This window comes from Enterobacter sp. ODB01 (assembly GCF_001623605.1).
Classification (GTDB): Bacteria; Pseudomonadota; Gammaproteobacteria; order Enterobacterales; family Enterobacteriaceae; genus Enterobacter; species Enterobacter kobei.
Window position 1 is genome coordinate 4,450,142 of sequence record NZ_CP015227.1, and the last position, 23,492, is coordinate 4,473,633.

Annotated in this window: 16 protein-coding genes; 4 read left to right on the top strand and 12 right to left on the bottom strand. The window is 56.9% G+C overall.

The window, feature by feature from the left end:
- Positions 1-7: 7 nt before the first annotated feature.
- From hisS to A4308_RS21180, 11 genes are all read right to left on the bottom strand, one after another.
- Positions 8-1,282, bottom strand: coding sequence for a histidine--tRNA ligase (hisS, locus tag A4308_RS21130; protein WP_023331073.1), 1,275 nt, complete (start codon positions 1,280-1,282; stop codon positions 8-10).
- A gap of 80 nt (positions 1,283-1,362) precedes the next feature.
- On the bottom strand, positions 1,363-2,481 hold the full coding sequence (gene ispG, locus A4308_RS21135; RefSeq protein ID WP_023337626.1) for a flavodoxin-dependent (E)-4-hydroxy-3-methylbut-2-enyl-diphosphate synthase: 1,119 nt from the start codon (positions 2,479-2,481) through the stop codon (positions 1,363-1,365).
- 26 nt (positions 2,482-2,507) lie between these two features.
- Complete coding sequence (gene rodZ, locus A4308_RS21140; RefSeq protein ID WP_045281150.1) at positions 2,508-3,500, bottom strand: cytoskeleton protein RodZ; 993 nt, start codon at positions 3,498-3,500, stop codon at positions 2,508-2,510.
- Positions 3,501-3,792: 292 nt separating this feature from the next.
- On the bottom strand, positions 3,793-4,959 hold the full coding sequence (locus A4308_RS21145; RefSeq protein ID WP_045281151.1) for a bifunctional tRNA (adenosine(37)-C2)-methyltransferase TrmG/ribosomal RNA large subunit methyltransferase RlmN: 1,167 nt from the start codon (positions 4,957-4,959) through the stop codon (positions 3,793-3,795).
- A 169-nt stretch (positions 4,960-5,128) separates the two neighbouring features.
- Positions 5,129-5,560 (bottom strand): nucleoside-diphosphate kinase, encoded by a 432-nt coding sequence (gene ndk / locus A4308_RS21150; RefSeq protein WP_003860625.1) that lies wholly within the window; start codon positions 5,558-5,560, stop codon positions 5,129-5,131.
- A 121-nt stretch (positions 5,561-5,681) separates the two neighbouring features.
- Entirely contained in the window at positions 5,682-6,557 is an 876-nt protein-coding gene (locus A4308_RS21155) for a 4Fe-4S binding protein (RefSeq protein WP_045281152.1), read from the bottom strand.
- Positions 6,557-7,345 carry a dimethyl sulfoxide reductase anchor subunit family protein gene (locus A4308_RS21160; protein ID WP_063308764.1) on the bottom strand — a complete coding sequence of 263 codons (789 nt, stop codon included), beginning with the start codon at positions 7,343-7,345 and terminating at the stop codon, positions 6,557-6,559. The genes A4308_RS21155 and A4308_RS21160 overlap by 1 nt, the downstream gene beginning before the upstream one ends.
- A complete protein-coding gene (locus A4308_RS21165; protein ID WP_014884815.1) occupies positions 7,338-7,967 on the bottom strand; it encodes a DMSO/selenate family reductase complex B subunit in 630 nt (209 codons plus the stop codon). Before A4308_RS21165 ends, A4308_RS21160 begins: the two co-directional genes overlap by 8 nt.
- Entirely contained in the window at positions 7,964-10,342 is a 2,379-nt protein-coding gene (locus tag A4308_RS21170) for a DMSO/selenate family reductase complex A subunit (protein WP_045281154.1), read from the bottom strand. The genes A4308_RS21165 and A4308_RS21170 overlap by 4 nt, the downstream gene beginning before the upstream one ends.
- 88 nt (positions 10,343-10,430) lie before the next feature.
- Entirely contained in the window at positions 10,431-12,758 is a 2,328-nt protein-coding gene (gene pbpC / locus A4308_RS21175) for a peptidoglycan glycosyltransferase PbpC (RefSeq protein WP_045281155.1), read from the bottom strand.
- Position 12,759: 1 nt separating this feature from the next.
- Positions 12,760-17,712, bottom strand: coding sequence for an alpha-2-macroglobulin family protein (locus tag A4308_RS21180; protein WP_045281156.1), 4,953 nt, complete (start codon positions 17,710-17,712; stop codon positions 12,760-12,762).
- 287 nt (positions 17,713-17,999) lie between these two features.
- Between A4308_RS21180 and A4308_RS21185 the strand changes: the two genes are divergently transcribed.
- The 4 genes from A4308_RS21185 to A4308_RS21200 all read left to right on the top strand — a co-directional run bounded on the left by A4308_RS21185 (position 18,000) and on the right by A4308_RS21200 (position 22,633).
- A complete protein-coding gene (locus A4308_RS21185; protein WP_045281157.1) occupies positions 18,000-19,544 on the top strand; it encodes a PTS transporter subunit EIIC in 1,545 nt (514 codons plus the stop codon).
- 12 nt (positions 19,545-19,556) lie between these two features.
- Complete coding sequence (locus A4308_RS21190) at positions 19,557-20,924, top strand: 6-phospho-alpha-glucosidase (RefSeq protein ID WP_023331083.1); 1,368 nt, start codon at positions 19,557-19,559, stop codon at positions 20,922-20,924.
- 90 nt (positions 20,925-21,014) lie between these two features.
- Positions 21,015-21,863: a 3-mercaptopyruvate sulfurtransferase gene (gene sseA / locus A4308_RS21195; protein WP_032635841.1), complete on the top strand. Its 849-nt coding sequence runs from the start codon at positions 21,015-21,017 to the stop codon at positions 21,861-21,863.
- Complete coding sequence (locus tag A4308_RS21200; RefSeq protein WP_014884822.1) at positions 21,863-22,633, top strand: MurR/RpiR family transcriptional regulator; 771 nt, start codon at positions 21,863-21,865, stop codon at positions 22,631-22,633. Before sseA ends, A4308_RS21200 begins: the two co-directional genes overlap by 1 nt.
- 16 nt (positions 22,634-22,649) lie before the next feature.
- Here A4308_RS21200 and sseB read toward each other — a convergent pair whose 3' ends face one another.
- On the bottom strand, positions 22,650-23,426 hold the full coding sequence (sseB, locus tag A4308_RS21205; RefSeq protein ID WP_014884823.1) for an enhanced serine sensitivity protein SseB: 777 nt from the start codon (positions 23,424-23,426) through the stop codon (positions 22,650-22,652).
- Positions 23,427-23,492 lie beyond the last annotated feature (66 nt).

Genomic DNA, 23,492 nt, shown 5'->3' on the forward strand with positions numbered 1-23,492 from the left:
TTTCTCCTTAGCCCAATAGAGTGCGCAAATGCGCCGCAACGCCGTCCTGCGTTACCGTTGTTTGCTCACCAGAGCGCAGGTCTTTAACTACCACTTCGCCGTTAGCCACTTCGGACTCACCCAGCACCAGTGCAATACTTGCGCCCCACTTATCGGCACGAGCAAACTGTTTTTTGAAGTTGCCGCCGCCATGATTGGTCATCAGCTTAACGCCCGGCAGCGCATCGCGCACGCGTTCGGCAAGCTGCATCGCCGCAGACTGCGTTTCCGCGCCTGAGGCCACCAGGTATATATCGACAACGGAATCTGCTTTAAATTCCGGATTAACAGCCTGAACTAACAAAACAAGTCGCTCAAGGCCCATCGCGAAGCCAACGCCAGGTGCTGCACGGCCACCTAGTTGCTCAACCAGACCGTCATAACGACCGCCGGCACACACGGTGCCTTGTGAACCGAGGCTGGTGGTCACCCACTCAAACACGGTGCGGTTGTAGTAGTCCAGGCCGCGCACCAGACGCTGGTTCACGGTGTAGGCAATGCCCGCCGCTTCAAGCAGCTTGCACAGGCCGGTAAAGTGTTCGCGAGACTCGTCGTCCAGGTAGTCACCCAGTGCAGGTGCATCATTCAGCAGCGCCTGCACATCGGGGTTTTTGGAATCCAGCACGCGCAGCGGGTTGCTGTACATGCGGCGTTTGCAGTCTTCGTCCAGCTTGTCTTTATGCTGTTCCAGGAATGCAACCAGCGCATCGCGATAGTTCGCACGCGCGTCCAGAGAACCGATAGAGTTCAACTCCAGCGAAACGTGCTCAGCAATACCGAGCGCGCGCCACCAGCGGGCCGTCAGCATAATCAGTTCGGCGTCGATGTCCGGACCCTGCAGGCCAAACACTTCCACACCCAGCTGGTTGAACTGACGATAACGACCTTTCTGCGGACGTTCGTGGCGGAACATCGGGCCGATATACCACAGGCGCTGCTCCTGATTGTACAGAAGACCATGTTCGATGCCGGCGCGTACGCAGCCCGCCGTCCCTTCCGGACGCAGAGTCAGGCTGTCGCCGTTGCGGTCCTCAAAGGTGTACATCTCTTTTTCAACCACATCGGTCACTTCGCCGATCGCGCGTTTGAATAACGGGGTCTGCTCTACAATCGGCAAACGGATTTCGCTGTAACCGTAGCTGCCGAGCACCTGCTTCAGTGTGCCTTCAATGCGCTGCCAGATGGCGGTTTCGCCAGGCAGGTAATCGTTCATGCCGCGGATGGCTTGAATGTTTTTTGCCACGTTTATTCTCTTTCTATATACAAAAAAAACCCAAAGAATGGGTTCAATCATACATGGGAAGCGGCACGCTTCCCATCACGTTATTTTTCAACCTGCTGAACGCTGATACGCTGTGTCTCGTCCATCATCGCGGCTTTAGCGCGGATGCGAGCTTCGAGCTGGTCGATCATGTCACTATTATCCAGACGATCTTTACGAACGCCATCTTCATAGAGACCACTTTTCTTGTTACCGCCGGTCACGCCCAGTGTGGACACCAGCGCTTCACCCGGACCGTTCACCACGCAACCGATGATGGAGACGTCCATCGGGGTGATGATATCTTCCAGACGCTGCTCCAGGGCATTCACCGTACCGATCACATCAAATTCCTGACGCGAGCAGGTTGGGCAGGCAATGAAGTTGATCCCACGCGCACGAATACGCAGTGATTTCAGGATATCGAAACCGACCTTGATCTCTTCTACCGGATCGGCCGCCAGCGAAACGCGCAGGGTGTCACCGATCCCTTCAGAGAGCAGCAGTCCCAGACCGATCGCGGATTTGACAGAACCGCTACGCAGGCCACCCGCTTCGGTGATCCCGAGATGCAGAGGCTGATCGATCTGTTTTGCCAGCAGGCGGTACGACTCCACCGCGAGGAATACATCGGACGCTTTTACGCTAACTTTGAACTGATCGAAGTTAAGACGATCGAGATGATCGACATGGCGCATCGCGGATTCGAGCAGCGCCTGCGGCGTGGGTTCACCGTATTTTTCCTGCAGATCTTTTTCCAGCGATCCCGCGTTGACACCGATACGGATAGGGATATTTTTGTCACGGGCGCAGTCCACCACCATGCGGATGCGCTCTTCGTTACCGATGTTGCCCGGGTTAATACGCAGGCAATCAACACCGTATTCGGCCACTTTCAGCGCGATACGGTAGTCGAAGTGGATATCCGCTACCAGCGGAACGCTGACCTGCTGTTTGATCAGCTTGAACGCCTCTGCGGCATCCATGGTGGGCACGGAGACGCGAACAATGTCCGCGCCTACACGCTCTAATGCTTTGATTTGGTTGACCGTTGCTTCCACGTCCGTGGTGCGCGTGTTGGTCATCGACTGAACGGCGATGGGTGCTCCATCGCCGACTGGCACATTCCCAACGTAAATCCGTTTCGATTTTCTACGTTGAATCGGAGCCTGGTTATGCATGAAAAATCTCCCGCGTTGCCCGTCTGTTACTGTGCTGCTGATTGTTCGGCATTAACGGTAAGACGTGCAACCTGGTTAGTTCTGATAAAGCGGCTCAGGTCGACAGGTTTTCCTTGATACTGGATCTGTACCGCTGCCGGAGCGCCGATTTTAAGTTTGTAAGGTGCCTGACCCGTTAGGTTTAACGTGCCATCTTTCCGCTGCAGGCCGCTAAACAGTTTTTTACCTGTCGCGTCAGTGACTTCCAGCCAGCAGTCGGCAGTGAAGTTCATCACCAGCGCGTTTGGATCGGCTGCTGGTGCGGCAGTAGCCGCCGGGTCGGTTGGCAGGGATGCCGCGGTATTGTCCGTTGGCTGAGTCGCCGCAGTATCAACATTCGCCTGAGAAGGGGCAACGACCGCGTTCTGATCCTGAGCCTGAGGCGCAGCGGTGTTAGCCGTGGCTGCCGGAGCCTGCGCCGCATCGGTTGCCGGAGCCGTTGTTTGCGGCTCGCTTGAGGTGGCTGCACCGTCGGTGTTCAGCGGGACGCTCTGAGCGCCACCATTCCCTGCCTGATTGAGTTCAGCAGAGGATTGATCGGCCATGGTGGTGATCTCTTCCTGCTGCGCCTTATGGTTTTGCCACCACCACGCGCCGGTCAGGCCGATCACCACAAACAGCACCAGCCAGGTAAAGCTCATCAGCCAGCCATCACGTTTTTTACGACGTTTCCCCAGGGAGAAAGTTTGCATCGGCGCCACTTTCGCTGCGCGAACCGGTGCCTGCTTCTCCATCATTGGCAGTAATTCGTTTTCGGGGATGTGCACCAGTTTTGCGTAAGAGCGGATATAACCGCGCAGAAATGTTGAAGCCAGATCGGCAGGCGCCTTATCTTCTTCAATATCGCGAACCGTGGAAACCTTCAGGCACAAGCGTTCTGCAACGGCTTGCTGGCTGAGTCCGAGTTGTTCACGGGCGTTGCGAAGACGAACGCCAGTGGAGAGTGCTTCATGTTGGTCGTGAGTGGCTTCAGTATTCATTCGCTACAACTACTGGTACGTGAAAAAAAGGGTTCAGGTGCCGGTGAGTCACAATGCCACCCGCACCGCGAAACTTCAGGTCAGTTAACCTTGAACAGACAGTATAAGACTGTCAGCCCGGAGATGACAGTACAGCCCTGCCCGAACGGCTAAACTGTTGTTACGTCGTTACATACTGCCCGAAAGTCGGATGAAACGCACCGTAATTATTGATCAGTCTTCACGAATCTGACTGATTATTCAGTAAGATTATGCATCACGGCGCAGATAATGCGCCGTGGGTGCATAATAATCAAACAGCTTTGACCGCAATCGTCTCACCCTGCATGCGTTTACGCAGGGTACGTTTGGTTCGGTCAATGACATCGCCAGCCAGTTGTCCACACGCTGCATCAATATCATCACCACGGGTTTTACGCACGATAGTGGTGAAACCATACTCCATCAGTACCTTGGAGAAACGGTCGATACGGCTGTTCGAACTACGGCCATACGGCGCCCCCGGGAACGGGTTCCATGGGATCAGGTTGATTTTGCATGGCGTATCTTTCAGCAGCTCAGCCAGTTGATGCGCGTGCTCGGTACCGTCGTTAACGTGGTCAAGCATCACGTACTCGATGGTGACGCGGCCCTGGTTGGCGTTGGATTTCTCCAGGTAGCGGCGCACGGCAGCGAGGAAGGTTTCGATATTGTACTTTTTGTTGATCGGTACAATTTCGTCACGAATTTCATCGTTTGGTGCGTGCAGGGAGATAGCCAGCGCAACGTCAATCATGTCGCCAAGCTTATCCAGCGCAGGGACAACGCCTGACGTCGACAGCGTCACACGACGCTTGGACAGGCCGAAACCGAAGTCATCCAGCATGATTTCCATTGCCGGTACCACGTTAGTCAGGTTCAACAGCGGCTCACCCATCCCCATCATCACCACGTTGGTGATAGGACGCGTACCGGTCACTTTTGCCGCCCCGACGATTTTCGCCGCACGCCAGACCTGGCCGATAATTTCAGAGACACGCAGGTTACGGTTGAACCCTTGCTGTGCGGTAGAGCAGAATTTGCACTCCAGCGCGCAGCCCACCTGGGAGGAGACACACAGCGTGGCGCGGTCTTCTTCCGGGATGTAGACGGTTTCAACGCGCTGATCGCCTACGGCAATCGCCCATTTGATGGTGCCATCGGCAGAGCGCTGCTCTTCCACCACTTCCGGGGCGCGGATTTCAGCCACTTCTTTGAGCTTGTTACGCAGCGCTTTGTTGATGTCAGTCATTTCATCAAAGTTGTCGCTGCAGTAGTGGTACATCCATTTCATCACCTGATCGGCACGAAACGGCTTCTCACCCATATCTTTAAAGAACTCGCGCATCTGCTGACGGTTCAGGTCCAGCAGGTTAATTTTTCCATTTTTATTGGGAACCGCAGGAATGGCGACTTCGGAGGTATTCACTAATTCAGACATAATATTTTCCGGCCTCGTTGTTACACGTTGTGGCCCCTGGAGGGTTGAATAGAAACGCCCCGGACAGCGGTCTGCTCATCCGGGGCGTTGCATTGTACAAAGTCTGGCGCAGGGATGCCACGTTTGCACGTGGCATTTACGAAATTAATGTGTAAACGAAACCGTTAAATTAACGGGTGCGTGGACACACTTCGCCTTCTGCGAAGAAGAAGGCGATTTCGCGTGCAGCAGATTCAACGGAGTCAGAACCGTGGGTGCCGTTCTCGGTGAAGCTGTCCGCGTAGTCAGCGCGCAGGGTACCGGCCAGCGCGTTGTCCGGGTTGGTTGCACCCAGCAGATCGCGATGGCGCTGTACTGCGTTCTCGCCTTCCAGCACGGATACGACGATAGGACCGGAGGTCATGAACTCAACCAGACCGTCAAAGAATGGACGGCCTTCGTGCTCAGCGTAGAAACCGCGAGCCTGCTCAACGGTCAGGTGCAGCATTTTGGTGCCAACAATTTTGAACCCTGCTGATTCAAAGCGAGCGAAGATGCTGCCAATAACGTTTTTTGCCACCGCGTTTGGTTTGATGATGGAAAAAGTACGTTCAATAGCCATGATAACCTCTGTCAATGTTCTGTTGTTTTGCATACCTGAGTATGGTGTGGCGCGGATTATAATGAGCAATAGCGCCATTGCCTATGGTTCTGCATAACATTTTTTTAAAATGAGACGAAGATTAGCAACAGGTCGAATCGCGCATTGCGAAGTGATGGCGTGAACAGAGGGGGCAGTGCTTTTCATCCATCCTGAATGACCAGAAATGACGATGACACGTCAGGCAAACAGCCTCACAGGCAGGCGTCACGCTGCTTTTCGCGCTCTGTTCTGTCTGCGTTATGCTTATCGCGCCATGCTGACACACCGCTTCGCACCCCCCACACCCGGTACAGCGTCCGGTTTCCACCACCAGCGTGGCATTCTCAAAACGAATTGCGTTTTCCGTGCAGCTTCGCCAGCATGCCCCACACAACATACATTTTCCGATGTCGAGAACGATATCTGACTCACTAAATCCTGCGAATGCCCTGCGCAGCTGACGCTGGCCCGGCACGACGTTACAGCGGCGCACATCCTCCCGCGGAACATACATAAGCGCACGGCGGGCAATATTCACCTCGTTGATCGGGTCAGGCTTAAAAGCCCATACCGCTTCACCCCGTCGACGAAGCACAAGATTGAGCCGGGCAAGCGCCAGTAACCAGGCCGGGTAGTGTTCCGCTTCAATACTGATAAAACGCACGCCGTGTTGCGCGTGCCATAGCAGCAGCTCATTCACCCCTGGGGCATGTTCAGTAAAAGGCCCAACGAGGGTATCGCCACGCAGAAAGCGTTTTCGCGGCGTGATGTCGGTAATGGCCTCGGTGGGACAGACGAACAGGCAGTCACCGCAGCCTATACAGCGCTGTTCATCAACCGAGATGCCCATTTCAGTAAAAGAAAAAACCTGCGCGGGACAAACGTCCGCGCAGGCACTGCAGGCAGCATGGCGAAAACGGCGACGCACGCACGCACGCGTCACCTCTATCGCCGGGGATAATGACAATTCGCCCATCAGCCAATACTGAAGAAAACGAAGCGCAGCATAAGCTCACCCACGATCAACAGCGCACTGCCCAGCAGCATTGGGCCTCGCGCCGCTTTCAGACCGCCCGCGGCAAAGCACAGCATACCCGCAACCGAAACGCACCAGCTCAGCAGATGTACCGTGCGCAGTTGCTCCAGCATCTGCAACGGTGCGTGAGGGAACGTCACCACGGTGTTATCCATGGTCGCAATGTCTGCCAGCCAGACGGGCTGCATGACCAGCCGCACAAGCACCAGCAGCGCGACAATGACAACCGCCGCACGCACGTAAGTTTGGCAGCGCAGCCCAACGGCCATGCAGGCTGAACCTATGATCCCCACTGAGCCGATGAACAGCACCAGAGTGTTAATGTGCTGCCAGGTCACCACCGACGTATGCATGTAGATCTGCGCCATGCAGAACACATCCACCAGCCCGGCAACACCGGCCACAACCAACAGCAGCTTCCAGCCTGGTTTTTTGGCAAACATCAGCAGCGTCGTAAGGCCCAGTGCCGCAAGGTAAAGGCTGGCAAAGACGATCTCACGGCTCAGCCAGGAGCTGGAAACGTGGCGCAGCGCGTTAAGGGCGTTGAGCGGATAGCCCATGTGCAGCGCCGAGGAGATAAGCCCCAGACTGGCCAGGACAAACGCCCCGGCAGCGGGCAGCAGCAGACGAGACTGCGATGCGCGCGCCTCGCCAAACGCCAGCCAGAGGGTCACGCCTACCGATCCCTGCAGGAACAGCGTAAATATCAGCAACGGTAACTCATGCATGACGCTTCCCCTCTTTCTCTGCACCCTGATGCGCTTTGACTACCAGGTTCGGTTGTGTGATGGAAGAATCAGGCAAACCTTTCACATCGCAGACCGCGCCGTATTTCTCCCGAAGTTCATCAATGGGTCCGAATTTGATCGCTTCGAGTGGACAGGTTGCCACACAGACTGGCTGCTCCCCCTTTGCCTGGAGATCCACGCAAAAATCGCATTTCGACATCTGTCCGGTCTGCTCATTGAGCTGCGGCGCGCCGTAAGGACATGACCATGCGCAGTAGCCGCAGCCAACGCACTTGTCCGTATCGACGCGCACGATGCCGTCGCCCGGACGCTTGTGCATCGCGGTAGTCGGGCAGTTTTTGGTGCAGACCGGGTCCGCACAGTGGTTACAAGAAATAGAGAGCGTGTAAGCAAAAACGTTATTGCTGACGCCCCCCTGCCCGGTTGGAATGAAATTTCCGCCGTTGACTTCATAAACGCGGCGGAAACGACGTCCAACCTCAAGGTTATTTTTATCTTTGCACGCCACCTGACAGGCCTTGCAGCCCGAACAGCGGGAGGAGTCGATATAAAAACCCAGCTGTTTATCGCTCACCGGCGCGTAGTGTTTAAACTGACTCATGCTTTCGCTACCTCCACCAGCATGGTTTGATGAGAATTCCCTTTCGCAAGCGCGGTAATACGGGCTGAACTGAGGACGTTCGCGCAACCGCCTTTATCAATACCCTGCTCGTCCGGCTGCCACCAGGCACCAGCCTGCATGGCAACGACGCCTGGAATGATGCGCGGCGTCACCTCGGCCGGGATTTCACAAATGCCGCGCGCGTTATGGATGCGCACGGTATCGCCCTGTGCAATGCCGCGCTTTTGCGCATCCTGCGGGTTAATCCACAGCTTTTGCTGCTGGGCTTCAATTAACCACGGGTTAGCATATTGGGTTGAGTTGGCACGGTTTTTCCCTTTCCAGGTAATCAGCTGAAGCGGGAAAGTTTTCGCCAGTTCATCTTCCGGGCCTTCATGAGCGGGAACGTAGTGCGATAGCGCCGGAATTTCCGGGTGATGCATGTCGTACAGACGCTTCGAGAAGATCTCAATCTTCCCGGACGGCGTCGGGAACGGATGATTTTGCGGATCGCGAATGTTGTCTTCAAAGGCAACGTACGGCGCGCTTTTGAAAAGATGCTGACGCGTTTTCTGTAGCGTCGTGAAGTCCGGCAGATTTTCCTCCGGCATCGCCAGCCGCGTCTGCTCCCAGATGTGCTCAATCCACGCTTTTTCGTCACGGCCCTCGCTGAACGCGGGTTCAATGCCGAGCTTAGCGGCAACCTCACGCAGCCAGTCGTAATCTGAACGGCGCTCAAACTCAGGCTCAATCAGCTTTTCCGACAGGATCAGATAGCTCGCGGTCCCCCAGGTTTCGCCAATATTCCAGCGCTCCATAAAGCTGGTTTCCGGCAGAAGAAGATCGGCGTATCTGGCGCTCGGCGTCATAAACAGATCGCTTGCGACAATAAATTCGATTTTCGACTCGTCTTCCAGCACGCGGGTCGCCTGATGGAGATCCGGGTTCTGGTTAGCCAGGTAATTGCCGGCCAGCGAGAACAGGATGCGGATATTGCTGTCCAGCTTGTCTGCGTCTTTCAGACCGACTTCAGCCGTCACCTGAGAAGCATCGTCGGCGGCCTGCACCCAGTTCATCACCGATATTTTGGCCTTTACCGGGTTATCCGGCATTTCGGGCCCTGCCGCAAATTTGCGGTTAGCGCAGCCGCCATAGCCTGCCGCCCAGCCGCCTTTTACGCCGACGTTACCCGTCAGCGTCGCCAGTAACGTTGAGCCGCGCGCGGTGCGCTCGCCGCAGTTGTGACGCTGCGGCCCCCAACCCTGGATCAGTGCGGCAGGTTTAGTATTTGCGTAGTCGCGAGCCAGCTGACGGATAGTCTGCGCAGGCACATGGGTAATTTTCTCGGCCCACTCAGGGGTTTTCGCCACGCCGTCTTTTGCCCCGCTCAGGTAAGCCATCAGGGATTCATTGGCCGGAACGCCTTCCGGCATTGATGCTTCGTCAAAGCCCAGGGTATAGCGCTGAATGAAGTCGCGATCGTGCAGGTTCTCTGTGACGATCACGAACATCATGGCATCCATCAGGGCGTTATCGGTGGCAGGAAGCAGCGGGATCCACCGATCGGCAAGGGAGGAAACCGTGTCTGAATAGCGCGGATCGACAACGATAAAGCGGGTGCCGTTTTGCTTCATCTTCTGGAAGAAGTAGTTGCTGTGACCAAAAATCGTCTCCGTCGGGTTATGGCCCCAGAGGATGACCAGTTTCGTATCAAGCAGTGTATCCAGAGAACTGCCGCTGGCGGCGGTACCATAGGTATACGGCGTGGCTGCCGCCGTGTTGCCCATACTGACCGAGTGATAGCTTTCGAGGTAGCCGCCCGTTAAGTTGAGCAGACGACGAACCATTTTATCGCCGGAAAACGTTCCGCCAGAAACTGCGGTGCCCACATGAACATAGCGTGAAGCCGCACCGTATTTTTGCGTAATCGTTTTTAATTGATTCGCAATCAGCGTCGTGGCTTCATCCCAGGTAATACGTTCGAATTTTCCTTCGCCACGTTTACCTGTACGCTTCATTGGATATTTAAGCCGATCGGGATGATAAACAAATTTCCGATACGCTCTGCCACGAACGCAGGCACGCATAACCGGCATCTGCGGATCCAATGCATTATCCGGGCGCGTGGAAATACGGGTGACAACGCCTTCGCTGACGTGAGCTCGAATATCACACTTCCCCCCGCAGTCAAACGTGCTGCAGGTTTGCACCACTTTTTCTTCCGGCGCCGCACGTGTTGCCGCGGCGTCCTGCGCCTGCACGGTGCGGGTTGTCACAACAAGCGGAAGGGCGGCGAGCGCCGATCCTGCCTGAATAAATTGACGCCGGGATATCTCGGGAATAAAACCCTCTCCCTGATTTTTATTTTTTTTCATTGCTCGTTCCTTCAAATAAAAACGCATTCTCGTTTTTTTTCAGGAACGAATGTTGATAATTATCAAGCTAACGCTTTAGGGGTAAAACTTAACGGCCCAGCTCGAAATTTACCGTCGCCGTTTGTCCTGCCTCATCCATCACAAATAATTGATAATTACCCGGCAAATATAATTTTAATGAATAATTATAATTCCGTCCTTTTAACGGTTCTCCGTTTAAAAACCACCAGCGCTCACCTTCTCCACCTGTCGTACTGACAGAAAGCGTCACATTTCCTTCACCCGGGAGTCGCTTAATCACAGCTCCCTCTCTGATTCCCGAAATCATAAGCGGTGCCGCATTGTTATTATCCAGAGGCGGACAGACTGTTGATTTCGCAGGAAGACGCGCCGCCCTTTTTTCTGCTGCTGGCAGCCACGACTCCAGCGGCAGCGGCCAGACATCGAGGATTTTCTCCGTGGCATCCGGGCAATCTGCTGCAACACGCTTACCCGTTTTATCAAGCCAGACCGGGAAACGAATGCCGCGAATACCTTCCTGTTCCGGTAAAAGCAGCGTAGGCGGCTCACTTCCTTCCAGCAACCATGTGGAAAGGCGACGCCGACAGTTTTCACTGCCTTCCGGCAGCGACTGACCGCCAGGCCAGCAGATCACACCCTGCCCGACGCTCTCCGGACGCGGATCGCGCGGCAGGCGGGCTTCGTCTACCGTCGAGCGAGACTGAAGCAGGTTATTTACCTGATTCAGGAGCGGCACCGCGCTGGCAAAACCAAACTGCCCGGCCACGGGCGTACCGTCCGGTCGTCCGGTCCAGATGCCAATGACGTAACGGGCGTTCAGACCTATTGCCCAGGCATCACGGTAGCCGTAGCTGGTGCCGGTTTTCCACGCCAGCGGCGCAATTTGCGGTAGCGCACTGTCCGGCAGCGGCTGCGCCTCGTTGGCGAGAATACGGCGAATAATCCACGCTGAACCTGCCGATAACAGCGGGCGTTCAACAAGCGCGTCGCCAGGCTGGAAGCGCAGCCTTCCCGCCTTGCCGTGTCGGGCAAAGGCGCTGTAGGCAGCGGCGATATCGGCCAGCCGCGCGCCTGCACCTCCCAAAATCAGCGACAAATTCGGTTGCGCCCCCGCAGGCAGGATCAGCGGCAGCCCGGCATTGCTCAGCATTCCGGCAAAACGCTTTGGCCCGTAGGCTTCCAGCACCTGCACCGCCGGCAGATTGAGGGAGCGTACCAGCGCTTCACTCATGCTGACCGGCCCGTGGAAGCCGCTGTCGAAATTTCCGGGGCGATAATCACCGGTTTTTCGAGGAACGTCCTGAAGCAATGAGGCGGGATGGATCAGGCCATCATCCAGCGCCATACCGTAAATAAAGGGTTTCAGCACCGATCCCGGCGATCGGATCGCATTGACCATATCAACATGGCTAAATCGACTGTCGTCGTTAATATCCACCGAACCGACCCAGCCGCGCACTTTCATATCCGTATGATCCACGACAATCATCGCCAGCGAGCTGCGTGCCGGCAGGCGGGATTTCCAGTTCATCGCCAGCTCTTCCAGCTGTCGTTGTAGTCCGGCATCCAGCGTGGTGACAATTTTTGTGTCGCGGCTTTTGCCGAGCATCATGCGAGCAAAAAGCGGCGCCAACTGCGGCATCTGACGGGGAGCCAGCCATACCGGCTCTTCACGGGACTCTTTTACCTGTTTTTCTGACCAGACGCCCTGGGTCATCATGCGGTCGAGCACTTTATTGCGTGCCGCTTCGGCCCGCTCCGGCCAGCGGTCCGGGCGCAGACGACTTGGTGCCTGCGGCAGTACGGCCAGCAGCGCTGCATCGGAGTAGCTAAGCTGCGAAGGTGGTTTCCCCAGATAGGTCCAGCTTGCTGCCCCTACCCCCTGCAGCGTGCCGCCAAACGGGGCACGGTTGAGATACAGCGTAAGAATATCGCGTTTGGAGAGATGCCACTCCAGCTGCATCGCCCGCCAGAGCTGACGGATCTTTCCACCGAAGGTGCGCGGATGCGGATCCAGCAGGCGCGCCACCTGCATGGTAAGCGTACTTCCACCCGAGACCACTCTCCCGGAGGTCAGATCCTGCCAGGCGGCGCGCATGACAGAGAGTGGGTTTACGCCGGGATGATCCCAGAACCAGCGATCTTCATACTGGATTAGCGCCTCAAGATAGCGGGGAGAGACCTCTTCAATGGTCACCGGATAGCGCCAGATGCCCTCCGCGTCAGCAAAACGCCACAGCGGCGTGCCGTTCTCATCCACCACCACCCGGGCGGGGTTAACCTCTTTCAGAGGTAACGGCCACAGGCGGTCGGCGGCGAAAACCAGCCCCCATAAAATGAGAAGCGCTCCCGCCAGCCAGAGCCAGCGGGAGCGTGTCAGACGTGCTTTCAGCATATTACGGAACAACAATCAGCGGGCCGCTGGCCGCACCCGTTGCCCGCCACTGCGGAACGTACATAGACTCCACCATCGGGACCGGCACCTGGTAAGTTCCCGGTGTGACGGCGCGCGCCAGGTAAACCAGCGTGACCGGCTGACCTTCGTTGACCGGCACAGCGGCCACAAAGCGGTCGTCGCGGAACTCCATATGCTGAATATCCGCCTGCTGCATCTGGCTCAGCAGGTTTTGCACCTCGCTGCCGCTGTCCTGCAGGCTGGCGCTGCTGCTCGCCAGGTTCTGGTTTTCCAGCTCCAGACCCGCCGGGAGAAGATCCACCACCAGCGCATCCGGCACGTTCTGGCTGGCTTTCACCTCAAGCCACACCAGTACCAGTTCACCACTCTTCAGAGATGAGAGCGATTTACTGCTGCCGTCGGTTGCCAGGATATGACGTTCAATCTGCAGCACGTTCGAGCTCGGCTGAGGCGCATATTCCGGATAACCCGTGCTGTCCAGGCGAACCCACAGTGGCGAAGTGCCGGTATTGGTCACCTGCAGCGCACCAAGCTGGTCGCCGTTGACGTTTTGTACCAGCGATGTATCACCGCCTGAGGCGGTATCAGACAGCGAGGTTTTCGCCTGCCATGCACCTGACAGAGTTTGCAGCGAACGTCCGGCCAGGAAGAGGGCATTACTCTCCTGAGTAGACAGCCAGCGCTGGCTGAAAGCCTGTTCAGACAGCGCATTCAGCAACGTATTTTGCGCATTCGGCAGCAGCTTGTACTCTTCCAGCAGGGAGAGCATCAACGCGTTATCGCGCAACTGACTACCGTAATCGGCCATCCAATTTTTGCTGTCGTTACGCGGCGTTTTGAGCGCCAGGTCCAGTGCCTGCTGGCTGCGTGGGGCATCGCCCATCAGTTTGAGCGCCATACCCAGCTGCATCAGCGGCAGCCCGGAAGCAGCCTGAGCGTGACGATCCCAGATTTCGCGCAGCGCACCCAGAGGTGCTTTTTGCTGGCGCGCCAGCACCAGAGCGGCATAAGCCTGTACGGCAAATTTGCTGGCCTGGGTGTCGTCGCTGTAGCGAATGGACATCATGCCCGGATCCTGCAGGTAGCGCAGCAGGCGGCTATTGGCGTTATTTACGGCTTCGGCAGGCACGCTGTAGCCTTGCTCGCCTGCACGCACCAGGAAGTCAGTGACATAGGCGGTTAACCAGTACTCTTCCGGGCCGTTTTTATCCCACAACGCAAAACCGCCCTCCTCGCGCTGCATCTGCAGCAGACGCGAGATCCCAATATCAATGGCAGCACGGCGCTTGTCATCCGTGTCGCCCTTAATACCAAGCGCGGTGAGCTGCGCCGCGTTGGTGTAGAGCGACGGGAACAGGCCACTCGTGGTTTGTTCCAGACAGCCATACGGATACGCCTGCAGTTCACGAATATAGCGCGCCAGGTTTAGCGGTGGTTTACCGCTCAGCAGGAGTTGCCCCTGCAGAGTGGCTGGAGAGAAACCGCTACTATGCTGCGCCGGTGCGGTCCAGGATTCACCCGGGTTCAGCATCGTTCCGGTATTGACCGTCTGTGCCGGGAATGCCGGACGTACACCGATTTTCCAGCTTTTCTGCTGCGGTGCGAAGGTTTCGCCCGGAAGCTGCAGGCCGGTAACCTGTGCCGTCACCTCACCGTCGCCATAGCCTTCCAGCGCACGTACTGGAATAAACAGGGTGCTACGCGCGCCCGGCGGCAGCTGAACCGGCTGCGGCGGCGCGCCCTCCAGGGACAGTTTGCCTGTCGCAGTCAGGGCAACGTTCAGCGTTTGCGGCTGGTCGGTCAGGTTGGTCAGATCCAGCGTCAGGCGCGAGGTATCTCCACTCGCCAGGAAACGCGGGGTGTTCAGCTCGGTAATGACCGGTGCGGCCACCACAACCTTGCTTTCACTGCTGCCAAAATCATCTTCCGTCCAGGCCTGTGCCATCAGGCGCAGCTCGCCGTTGAAGTCTCCAATCGGCAGCGTAACGGTACCTTCCCCGTTAGCATCCAGCGTAACCGGCTGAGCCTGCTGGGCAATAATGGTGACGTGGTTCACCGGCGGTTTGCCGCCGCGCTTCAGTTCATCGCCATCACCGCCGAAGCGCAGCGCCGCCATGCGGCCCTGCCCTTCAATGACCTGGCCGTAGATATCGTAGATATCCGCGCCGTAGCGCTTCTGGCCGAAGAACGCCTGCCACGGATCTGGCGTAACGTAATCGGTAATGTTCAGCACGCCGCTGTCCACTGCCGAAACCAGCACGTTCACTTTCTGTGGAACCGCCCCCTCTTTCACGCTGGCTTTCACCTTCACAGAGAGCGTCTGATTTGGCCGCATTTTCTGCGGGTTATCGAGCGCAATGTTCAGGCGACGATTTTCGTCTCCCATCGGCAGATGCAGCAGACCAACCGCGCGTTTCGGCGTAGCGGATTTCGATTTATCCCCAGGGCGCACCACCAGTGTGCTGAGGTAGAGATCGTGACGTTTCCAGGCTTTATCGACCGGAATCGAGAGATCGAGCCCGTTTGCCGGTACGTCGATCTCTTTCCACCACAGCGGCCCTTCGCTGGATTCGATCATGGCATAACCCTTGCCTGCGGCGGGTGCAGCGATATGCAGCTGGATGGTATCGCCTGGCTGATAAGCGGGTTTATCCAGCTTCAGCGTCACGCGGTCAGGGCGTGCTGCCCCCGTGCCATCGCTGTTATCCTGCCAGCTGTATCCCGCCCAGAAGCGCACGCTACTGACCATCTCATCAGGCGCTTTCACCTCCAGACGGTATGAGCCCCACTCCACCGGGAAAGTGACCTTGCCGGTTTCATCGGCCTTGAGGCTAAGCTCCTGTTCACCTTCAACCAGATCCTTTTGATCGAACTGAGACTGCCAGCCTTCGCTCTCAGACCAGTTCCAGAAGTAGTCGCGGCGCTCGCGGATCAGGCGCACCTGTAAGCCGGATACCGCTTTTTTCGCCCCGCTGGCATCGGCATAAACGATGTCAAAGCTGGCATTACCGTTTTCGTCAACAATGGGTTGGTTGACGGTGGTATCCGTGCGGTAGTCGTATACGGCCTTGCTGGCGAACTGAGGACGGATACCCGGCAGTTCAGCCGCCGGCCAGATGGCCTGCTCAGCGCGACGCGTCACCGGGCGACCGCCCGACTCCAGCAGGCTGGCCTGCAGGATCAGCTGTAGCGGCGAGTGCACTTCTTTCCACTGGCTTTCAGTCGTAACCTGCCCGCGCCCCTGTTCGTCCAGCGTAAGCTGCACTTCATCCAGACTGCGGCTCAGGTTTTCCTCAGCGATGTCCCCAAACTGGAAGCCTGGCAGTGCAGGCACGGCCTCACGCAGTGGGCGGAGGAAAAGCTGGCCCTGCAGTGAATTCCCATTAGCCGGCGCACCGTACAGGTAATAGCCTACTACGTTAAAGTCCACGTCATCCTGCGGGGAAACCGGTGCTTTTTGACCTGTCAGATTCAGCGCCATACGCTCAGGCATGAAATCTTCCACGTGGAAATCCCACAGACGCTGCTGGTTATCACCTGTGTTCGCGCGGATATGCCACATGCCGGTCTGCGCACCGCTATCCAGCGGATAGTTAAAACGATAGAGCCCGTTTTCTGGCTTAACGACCATCGTGCGCGCCACCTGTCCATCCGGACGCAACACGTCAAGCTTCACAGGCTGGTCGGGGAGCGGCTTTCCGTCGCTGTCGCGCAGTAAGCCGTTGAGGATCACGGTTTCACCCGGGCGATAGAGATCGCGCGGACCAAACATAAAGAACTGCTTGCTGTAGCCCGGATTACCGGCGATATCAAACTCCGCCAGATCGAGCGCCGGAAGTTTGAGATCAAGCAGCGTGGTCTGGCCATCTTTGCTCGCCAGAATCAGCGCGGCCTCTTTGTCGGTTTCAAGCGTTGCATGACCGTCCGCATCGCTTTTCGCCTCGGCAAGGGTCTGCCCTTTGTCATTCAGCAGCGTGACGGTGACACCGGACTGCGCCGCACCGTTTTCCAGACTCTGGGTAAAGATGTCCAGGCGGTTGTGGTAACGGTGAGCGGATAACCCGACATCGCTCAGGGTAAAGAGGGTTGCGGCATTGCTGTAGTTGTAGTGCCCGGCCTGGTTCATGACCGCGATATAGACGCCAGACTGCTGGAGCGGCTTGATATCCTTGAGCGGCAGAAGCAGTTTTTCACGGGTATTGCGCGCCGGATTGAGATCAAAGCGACCGGTATAAACCAGTTCCGCCATCTTCAGCAGGTTGTCGGATTCCCAGTTGGTCAGGGAGTTACGGTACTCCCACTGACTGACAAAGGAAGCCAGCGATTCCGGCTTCACGCGGTAGAAATTAACGTCCACATTGTTGACGTTGAGCGCCATCACCGGCAGCCCTTCCACCACTTTGCCCGGCAGCAGCGATCCGCGGCTGGCAAAACCGACCGTCGGTTCGACATCCCGGGTGGTGATCGCTTTTTCATAATCAATGTCGAACGTTGCTTTGTTCAGCGCCTGTAAACCACGTTCGACGGTGACAACCAGATTACGGTTGGGCTCCAGATGACGCAGGCGAAGCTCTTTCAGGTTAGGCGCAAGTTCCCACGCCCCGTCAACCTTGCCACTTTTCTTATCCACGACATGCACTGTTTTCGCGAAATCCTGGTCGGGATTCAACGGAACAGAGAAGGTCAACACCAGAGTGGCGGCGCCGTCCAGCTGTACTTCAGAGGCATCCAGTAGGGTTAATGCTTTGCCCTGGCTCTGTGCCGCCAGTTTTGCCAGTTTTTCTGCATCAGGCTTTTCAGCCGCTTTCGGGGTTGATGTGGTGGATGCTGCGGGAGCCGCAGTCTGAGATTTATCGTCGCTGTTGTCACAGCCGACAAGCGTAAATGTGGTAAGCAGCGCGAGAGAGATCGCGGCTAAGCGAAACGGTTTCATCCTTTGTCCCTGGCCTGAGGGGGCCTGTTGGTCGTCGTCCGGATAAGTATTATCCGCAAGTTTCGTTAATACAAAAAGTCCAATTTTAGAATCTGGAAAGCGCCTCGCAGAATCGCCATGTCCGGCGGCGTGGAGGTGGAACCGCGATCACAGAGCATAACGTCACATGTTACCTTTCACGTCATTTGTTTTTAAAACAATAAGATAGCTGGATAAAAGCATCAGGAGCCTGCTAGTTTTATGACCATGACGCACCCCGAGTGCGCGGTTCAATAAGAGAGAAAGCCATGAAACGAGCCGTGAACGCCCTACAAAATTTCGGAAAATCATTGTACGGCCCCGTACTTATCTTACCGATCGTCGGTCTGTTTATCGCCTTTGGTAACGTATTGGGTAACGGCAACCTGGCCGAGTACCTGCCGTTTCTTGGCCATCCGCTCATTCAGAGTATCGGCCAGCTGATTTCCAAATCCGCCGTGTCGGTGCTGGTCAACCTGGCGCTGGTGTTTGCCGTCGGGATCCCGATTGGGCTGGCAACGCGCGATAAAGGCTACGCGGCGCTGATTGGTCTGGTGACCTTCGTGGTGTTTATCAACGCCATGAACGTAACGTTACAGCTTCAGGGTGAGCTTGCGCCTGCCGGGCAGATGAAAGCCGCGGGTCAAAGCATGGTGCTGGGCGTTCAGGTGCTGGAGATGGGTGTTTTCGCCGGGATCCTGACCGGGGCGCTCTCCGGCTACCTTTACAACAAATATTCCGGCGTACAGTTTAACGGTGCGATGGCGATTTACTCCGGCCACTGCTTTGTCGCGATTGTGATGCTGCCCGTCTCCATGCTGCTCGGCGTGGTAATGAGCGAAATCTGGCCGTACGCTCAGCACGGGATTAGCGCGCTGGCGCTGGCCATTAAAGGCTCAGGTCCGTTCGGCGTAGCCATTTACGGTTTCCTTGAGCGCATTCTGGTACCGACTGGCCTGCATCATCTGGTTTATACCCCGTTCCTCTATACCGAACTCGGGGGGACGCAGGAGGTGTGCGGCGCAACCTATCAGGGCGCGCGCAATATCTACTTCGCCGAAATGGCCTGCCCGGAGGTGAAGCAGCTCAGCAGCACCGTGGTGTGGGACGCGCGCGGCATCAGCAAAATGTTCGGCCTGCCCGCCGCCGCGCTGGCGATGTATATGACCGCAAAACCGGAACGCAAAGTTGTTGCGAAAGCCATTTTGATCCCGGCAGCGCTGACCTCGCTGCTGGTCGGCGTCACCGAGCCGATTGAGTTCTCCTTCCTGTTCGTCGCGCCGCTGCTGTTCGTGGTTCACGCGGTGCTGACCGGCATCGGCATGATGCTGTTCTCGCTATTTGGCGTTCACGCCATCGGTGCCAACGGGATCATTGATTTCATTCTCTACAACCTGCCGCTCGGCACAGAGAAATCCAACTGGCCAATGTACATCCTGGTAGGGCTGATCATGTTTTCCCTCTACTTCACGGTGTTCCGCTTCCTTATTCTGCGCTTCAACATGAAGACCCCAGGCCGTGAGGATGAGGATCAGGAGACACGTCTCTACAGCAAGCAGGAGTACCAGGCGAGGGGCAATAACGACGGGCTGGGTGAGTCCATCGTAGTGGGCCTCGGCGGCAGGGAGAATATTGAGGTTGTGGATAACTGCTATACCCGCTTACGCGTCACGGTGAAGGACGTCGACATCATCGACGAGCCGCGCCTGAAAGCGACCGGCGCGAAAGGGGTCATCAAACAAGGTAACAACGTTCAGGTAGTCTACGGGCTGCATGTCAAAAAAATGCGAGAAGCCGTTGAGACGTTTCTCTGAAAGGAGCTAAAGATGTTTACACCCCCCTTTATTCTGTCGATTGCCGGTGGCGGCAGCACCTACACGCCGGGTATTGTGAAAAGCCTGATGGTACGTCTGCATGACTTCCCGCTGGCCGAAATCCGCCTCTATGACATCGACGAGGCGCGTCAGAACACCATCGCGCCGGTGGTTGAGAAAGTGATTCGTGACCACAGTGAAAGCATCAAATTCACCGTCACCACTGACCCGGAAGTGGCGTTCAGCGGCGCACATTTCGTCTTCGCCCAGATGCGGGTCGGTCAGTATAAAATGCGCGAGCAGGATGAGAAGATCCCACTGCGGCACGGCGTGGTCGGCCAGGAGACTTGCGGTCCCGGCGGCCTGGCGTACGGACTGCGCACGATCCTGCCGATGGTAGAGCTTATCGATCGGGTGGATCGCTACGCGCATGAAAAAGCCTGGATCGTGAACTACTCCAACCCGGCAGCGATCGTGGCGGAAGGCGTGCGCCGCCTGCGCCCGAACGCGCGGGTGCTGAACATCTGCGATATGCCCGTCGCCGCAATGCGCAATATGGGCGCCATTCTGGGCGTGGATCGCCACAAGCTGGAGGTGGACTATTTCGGCCTGAACCACTTCGGCTGGTTTACCCGCGTGCTGGTGGACGGCGAAGACAAGCTGCCCGAACTGCGCAAACATATCGCGAAGTTTGGCCTGTTGACGGAAGACGCCGCCAAAACCGATCCGCAACATTCCGATCCCTCCTGGGTGAAGACCTGGCGCAACATCAAGCCCGTCATGGATAACTTCCCGGAGTACCTGCCGAACCCGTATCTGCAGTATTACCTGATGCCAAACCAGATTGTGGAGCATCAGAACCCGGACTATACCCGCGCCAACGAAGTGATGGACGGGCGTGAGAAAAAACTCTTTGCTGCTGCGCAAGAGTACAAGCGCACCGGGATCCTGCCGGATGCCTTCCACGTGGGCGTCCACGGCGAGTTTATCGTCGACGTGGCCTGCTCGCTGGCCTTTAACCTGCGCAGCCGCCATCTGGTGATGGTGGAAAACCGCGGGGCGATTACCAACCTGCCATACGATGCGATGGTGGAAGTGCCCGCCTATATCACCTCCGAAGGACCAGAGCCTGTGCGCATCGGTCGGGTGCCGCTGTTCCATCAGACCCTGCTGCAACAGCAGCTGGCATCCGAACAGCTGCTGGTGGAGGCGACCATCGAAGGCAGTTATGAGAAAGCCCTGCAGGCCTTCACCCTGAACCGCACCGTGCCGACCATGGCGCACGCGAAAGCAATTCTGGATGAGATGATCGAAGCCAACCGCGACTACTGGCCCGCGCTGCAAAAGGCCTGGCAGAATGGCGAAACGGTGAAAAAATAGGGGCTTGCTCGCGAGTTGAACGTGGTTTGCTTGTCGGTGTCATAAAAAACACCGACAATCCTTTTTTACGGAAAAGAATGGAGGCATCCCATGTCCACCTCATATTTTGTCGCCGCCGACTGGCTGATTGAGCACGGCGACGACCCGGAAGTCCAGATTATTGACGCGCGGATGGCCCCAGCCGGGCAGGAACATCTTCGTGATATGCTCGCTGAATACCGTGCCGGCCATCTGCCTGGCGCGGTATTTTTTGATATTGAAGCCCTCTCCGATCACAACTCTCCCCTGCCGCACATGCTGCCGCGCCCGGAAGCCTTTTCCGTGGCGATGCGCGAGCTGGGCGTGAGCCGCGACAAGCATCTGGTTGTTTACGATGAGGGCAACCTCTTTTCCGCACCGCGCGCGTGGTGGATGTTAAAACAGTTTGGCGTAGAGAAAGTGTCAATTCTGGCAGGCGGTCTGGCGGGCTGGAAGCGTGATGACCTGCCGCTTCAGCAGGGTGATGTCACGCTGCCGGAAGGCGATTTCGATGCCACGTTTGACGCACACGTCGTCAAACGTTTGACTGACGTACTGGTCGTTAGCCACGAGAAGACGGCGCAAATTGTCGATGCCCGTCCTGCTCCTCGCTTTAATGCCGAAGCGGATGAACCGCGTCCGGGCCTGAAGCGTGGACATATTCCGGGCGCGCTGAACGTGCCGTGGGGCGATCTGGTTTTTGAAGGGGAGCTGAAAACCACCGATGAACTGCGCGCCATTTTTGACCGTGCGGGTGTGGATTTACATCGTCCGATCATTGCCAGCTGCGGTTCCGGCGTAACGGCCTGCGTGGTGATTCTGGCACTTGCCACCCTCGGGGTTAACGACGTCACTCTTTACGACGGCGCCTGGAGCGAATGGGGTGCGCGAGACGATCTGCCGGTTGAACCGGCAAAATAATGGATAACCGCCTGGCCACGCTGTTAACGCGCGGGGCGTCACTGACCCGCGCGGAGTATCGCGTCCTCGCCCACCTCACGGAGCATCCGCTGCTGGTGGGCAATATCACGGTGCGCGAGCTGGCGCAGGCGACATTTGTTTCTACCGCCACCATTATGCGGCTGTGTCAGAAGCTGGGGTTCAGCGGTTTTAGCGAGTTTATCTGGCACTGCAAGCAGCTGCTTTCTGACACGCCGCATATCGCCGTGCAGGGGCAATCGCTCCCTGAGCTACCTGCCCTTTTTAATCAATTCATCGCCAACTATCAGCAAACTTTTCAGTGGGTCACTCAGGACAAACGCCAGCAGTTTGCCAACCTGCTGCGCCAGAAAGAGAGCTTTTTTCTCTACGGTGCCGGGTTTTCCTATCTGTTTGCCGAGTACCTGACCAAGAAATTGCAGGTGTTGGGCAAAACGGCATTTATTTCCGGGCCAGGGGACAGCCGGAACATTTTTCTCAGCAACGCCGCCCGCTATCAGGTGTTCATTGCCGTTTCACGCAGCGGCGAAACGGAGCAGGTGCTGGATAAAGCGCGAATTGCCAAAAACGTCGGGATGACCGTCGTCGCGTTTACCCGCGCCTCGGCCAATACGCTGGCGGGGATGGCGGACGTACACTTTGCCCTCTATGACGAAGCGGTGCATTTCGCTGCTGAAGCAGCAGGCGTGACGTCATTTGAGTCGAATCTGGTACTGCTGATGGATTTACTGCTGCTGGAAGCAACGGGGTGAAGTTCACCCCGCGTCATCAGATAATGCGGTTGGTTTTGAGATCGCGCAGGAACCCGCCCCAGCGACGCTCATAAAACGGCGTGATGTGCTCGGTAATAAAATGGCTGATGCCCTTCTCACCTTTCGTCACCTGGCAGATATCAATCGGCTCGTCGCCCGGCAGCGTGTCGGTCGCCACGCTTCCCGCCGCCTGAATGATGTCGTCGATATCGCCATCTGCTTCAATACCGATCAGCAGCACCGGTTGCTCGTCGGCATTCTCTTTAATGGAGCAGAGGAATGCGCGCCTGACGGGCTTGAGCGTTTTGAAGAGCGTGGTCAGGGAATCAATCATCTGCGCGGGCGGCTCGGCCACTTCTGAGAGTAGCAGCGTTTCGCCCCCTTCCAGCACTTCCTGAGTGCTGAGCGGATTGCCCTCTTCACCCATCAGATGACTGATTTCACGCGGGGTGAACTCTTTCCCGGTTGGCAGTTTGGCGTTGAGGAACAGGGTCTGGCCCAACGTCATTTCAAACAGCGTACGCACCGGCATCACCACGAATGCCTGTTCATCTTCCACGGCTTCCTGCAGCGCTTCCAGTGAGGTAAAGAACGGGATCACTGAAGAGCCGTCGTCTTTCTCCCAGTGCAGCAGATCCAGCGCGCTGTCTTCCACAACCTGCTCACCTTCCGCCGCGGTGCCTGGCACCCAGACGGTAGATTCCAGCAACGTGCGGAAAAATGCCGGACGGTGAGCGGGCTCGGTGGCCGCCTGTTCCAGCAGAGTTTCTAATTCGTTTTTGGTTTCGGACATAGTTTGGCTACTTCACAATTGCCCGGCGGCGCTACGCTTGCACGGGCCTACGGGTTTTGTAGGCCG

Bases quoted from the DNA above. Each gene is read 5' to 3' on its own strand.
- ispG (WP_023337626.1), bottom strand. From the start codon at position 2,481: ATGCATAACCAGGCTCCGATTCAACGTAGAAAATCGAAACGGATTTAC.
- rodZ (WP_045281150.1), bottom strand. From the start codon at position 3,500: ATGAATACTGAAGCCACTCACGACCAACATGAAGCACTCTCCACTGGC.
- A4308_RS21145 (WP_045281151.1), bottom strand. From the start codon at position 4,959: ATGTCTGAATTAGTGAATACCTCCGAAGTCGCCATTCCTGCGGTTCCC.
- ndk (WP_003860625.1), bottom strand. From the start codon at position 5,560: ATGGCTATTGAACGTACTTTTTCCATCATCAAACCAAACGCGGTGGCA.
- A4308_RS21155 (WP_045281152.1), bottom strand. From the start codon at position 6,557: ATGGGCGAATTGTCATTATCCCCGGCGATAGAGGTGACGCGTGCGTGC.
- A4308_RS21160 (WP_063308764.1), bottom strand. From the start codon at position 7,345: ATGCATGAGTTACCGTTGCTGATATTTACGCTGTTCCTGCAGGGATCG.
- A4308_RS21165 (WP_014884815.1), bottom strand. From the start codon at position 7,967: ATGAGTCAGTTTAAACACTACGCGCCGGTGAGCGATAAACAGCTGGGT.
- A4308_RS21170 (WP_045281154.1), bottom strand. From the start codon at position 10,342: ATGAAAAAAAATAAAAATCAGGGAGAGGGTTTTATTCCCGAGATATCC.
- pbpC (WP_045281155.1), bottom strand. From the start codon at position 12,758: ATGCTGAAAGCACGTCTGACACGCTCCCGCTGGCTCTGGCTGGCGGGA.
- A4308_RS21180 (WP_045281156.1), bottom strand. From the start codon at position 17,712: ATGAAACCGTTTCGCTTAGCCGCGATCTCTCTCGCGCTGCTTACCACA.
- A4308_RS21185 (WP_045281157.1), top strand. From the start codon at position 18,000: ATGAAACGAGCCGTGAACGCCCTACAAAATTTCGGAAAATCATTGTAC.
- A4308_RS21190 (WP_023331083.1), top strand. From the start codon at position 19,557: ATGTTTACACCCCCCTTTATTCTGTCGATTGCCGGTGGCGGCAGCACC.
- sseA (WP_032635841.1), top strand. From the start codon at position 21,015: ATGTCCACCTCATATTTTGTCGCCGCCGACTGGCTGATTGAGCACGGC.
- A4308_RS21200 (WP_014884822.1), top strand. From the start codon at position 21,863: ATGGATAACCGCCTGGCCACGCTGTTAACGCGCGGGGCGTCACTGACC.
- sseB (WP_014884823.1), bottom strand. From the start codon at position 23,426: ATGTCCGAAACCAAAAACGAATTAGAAACTCTGCTGGAACAGGCGGCC.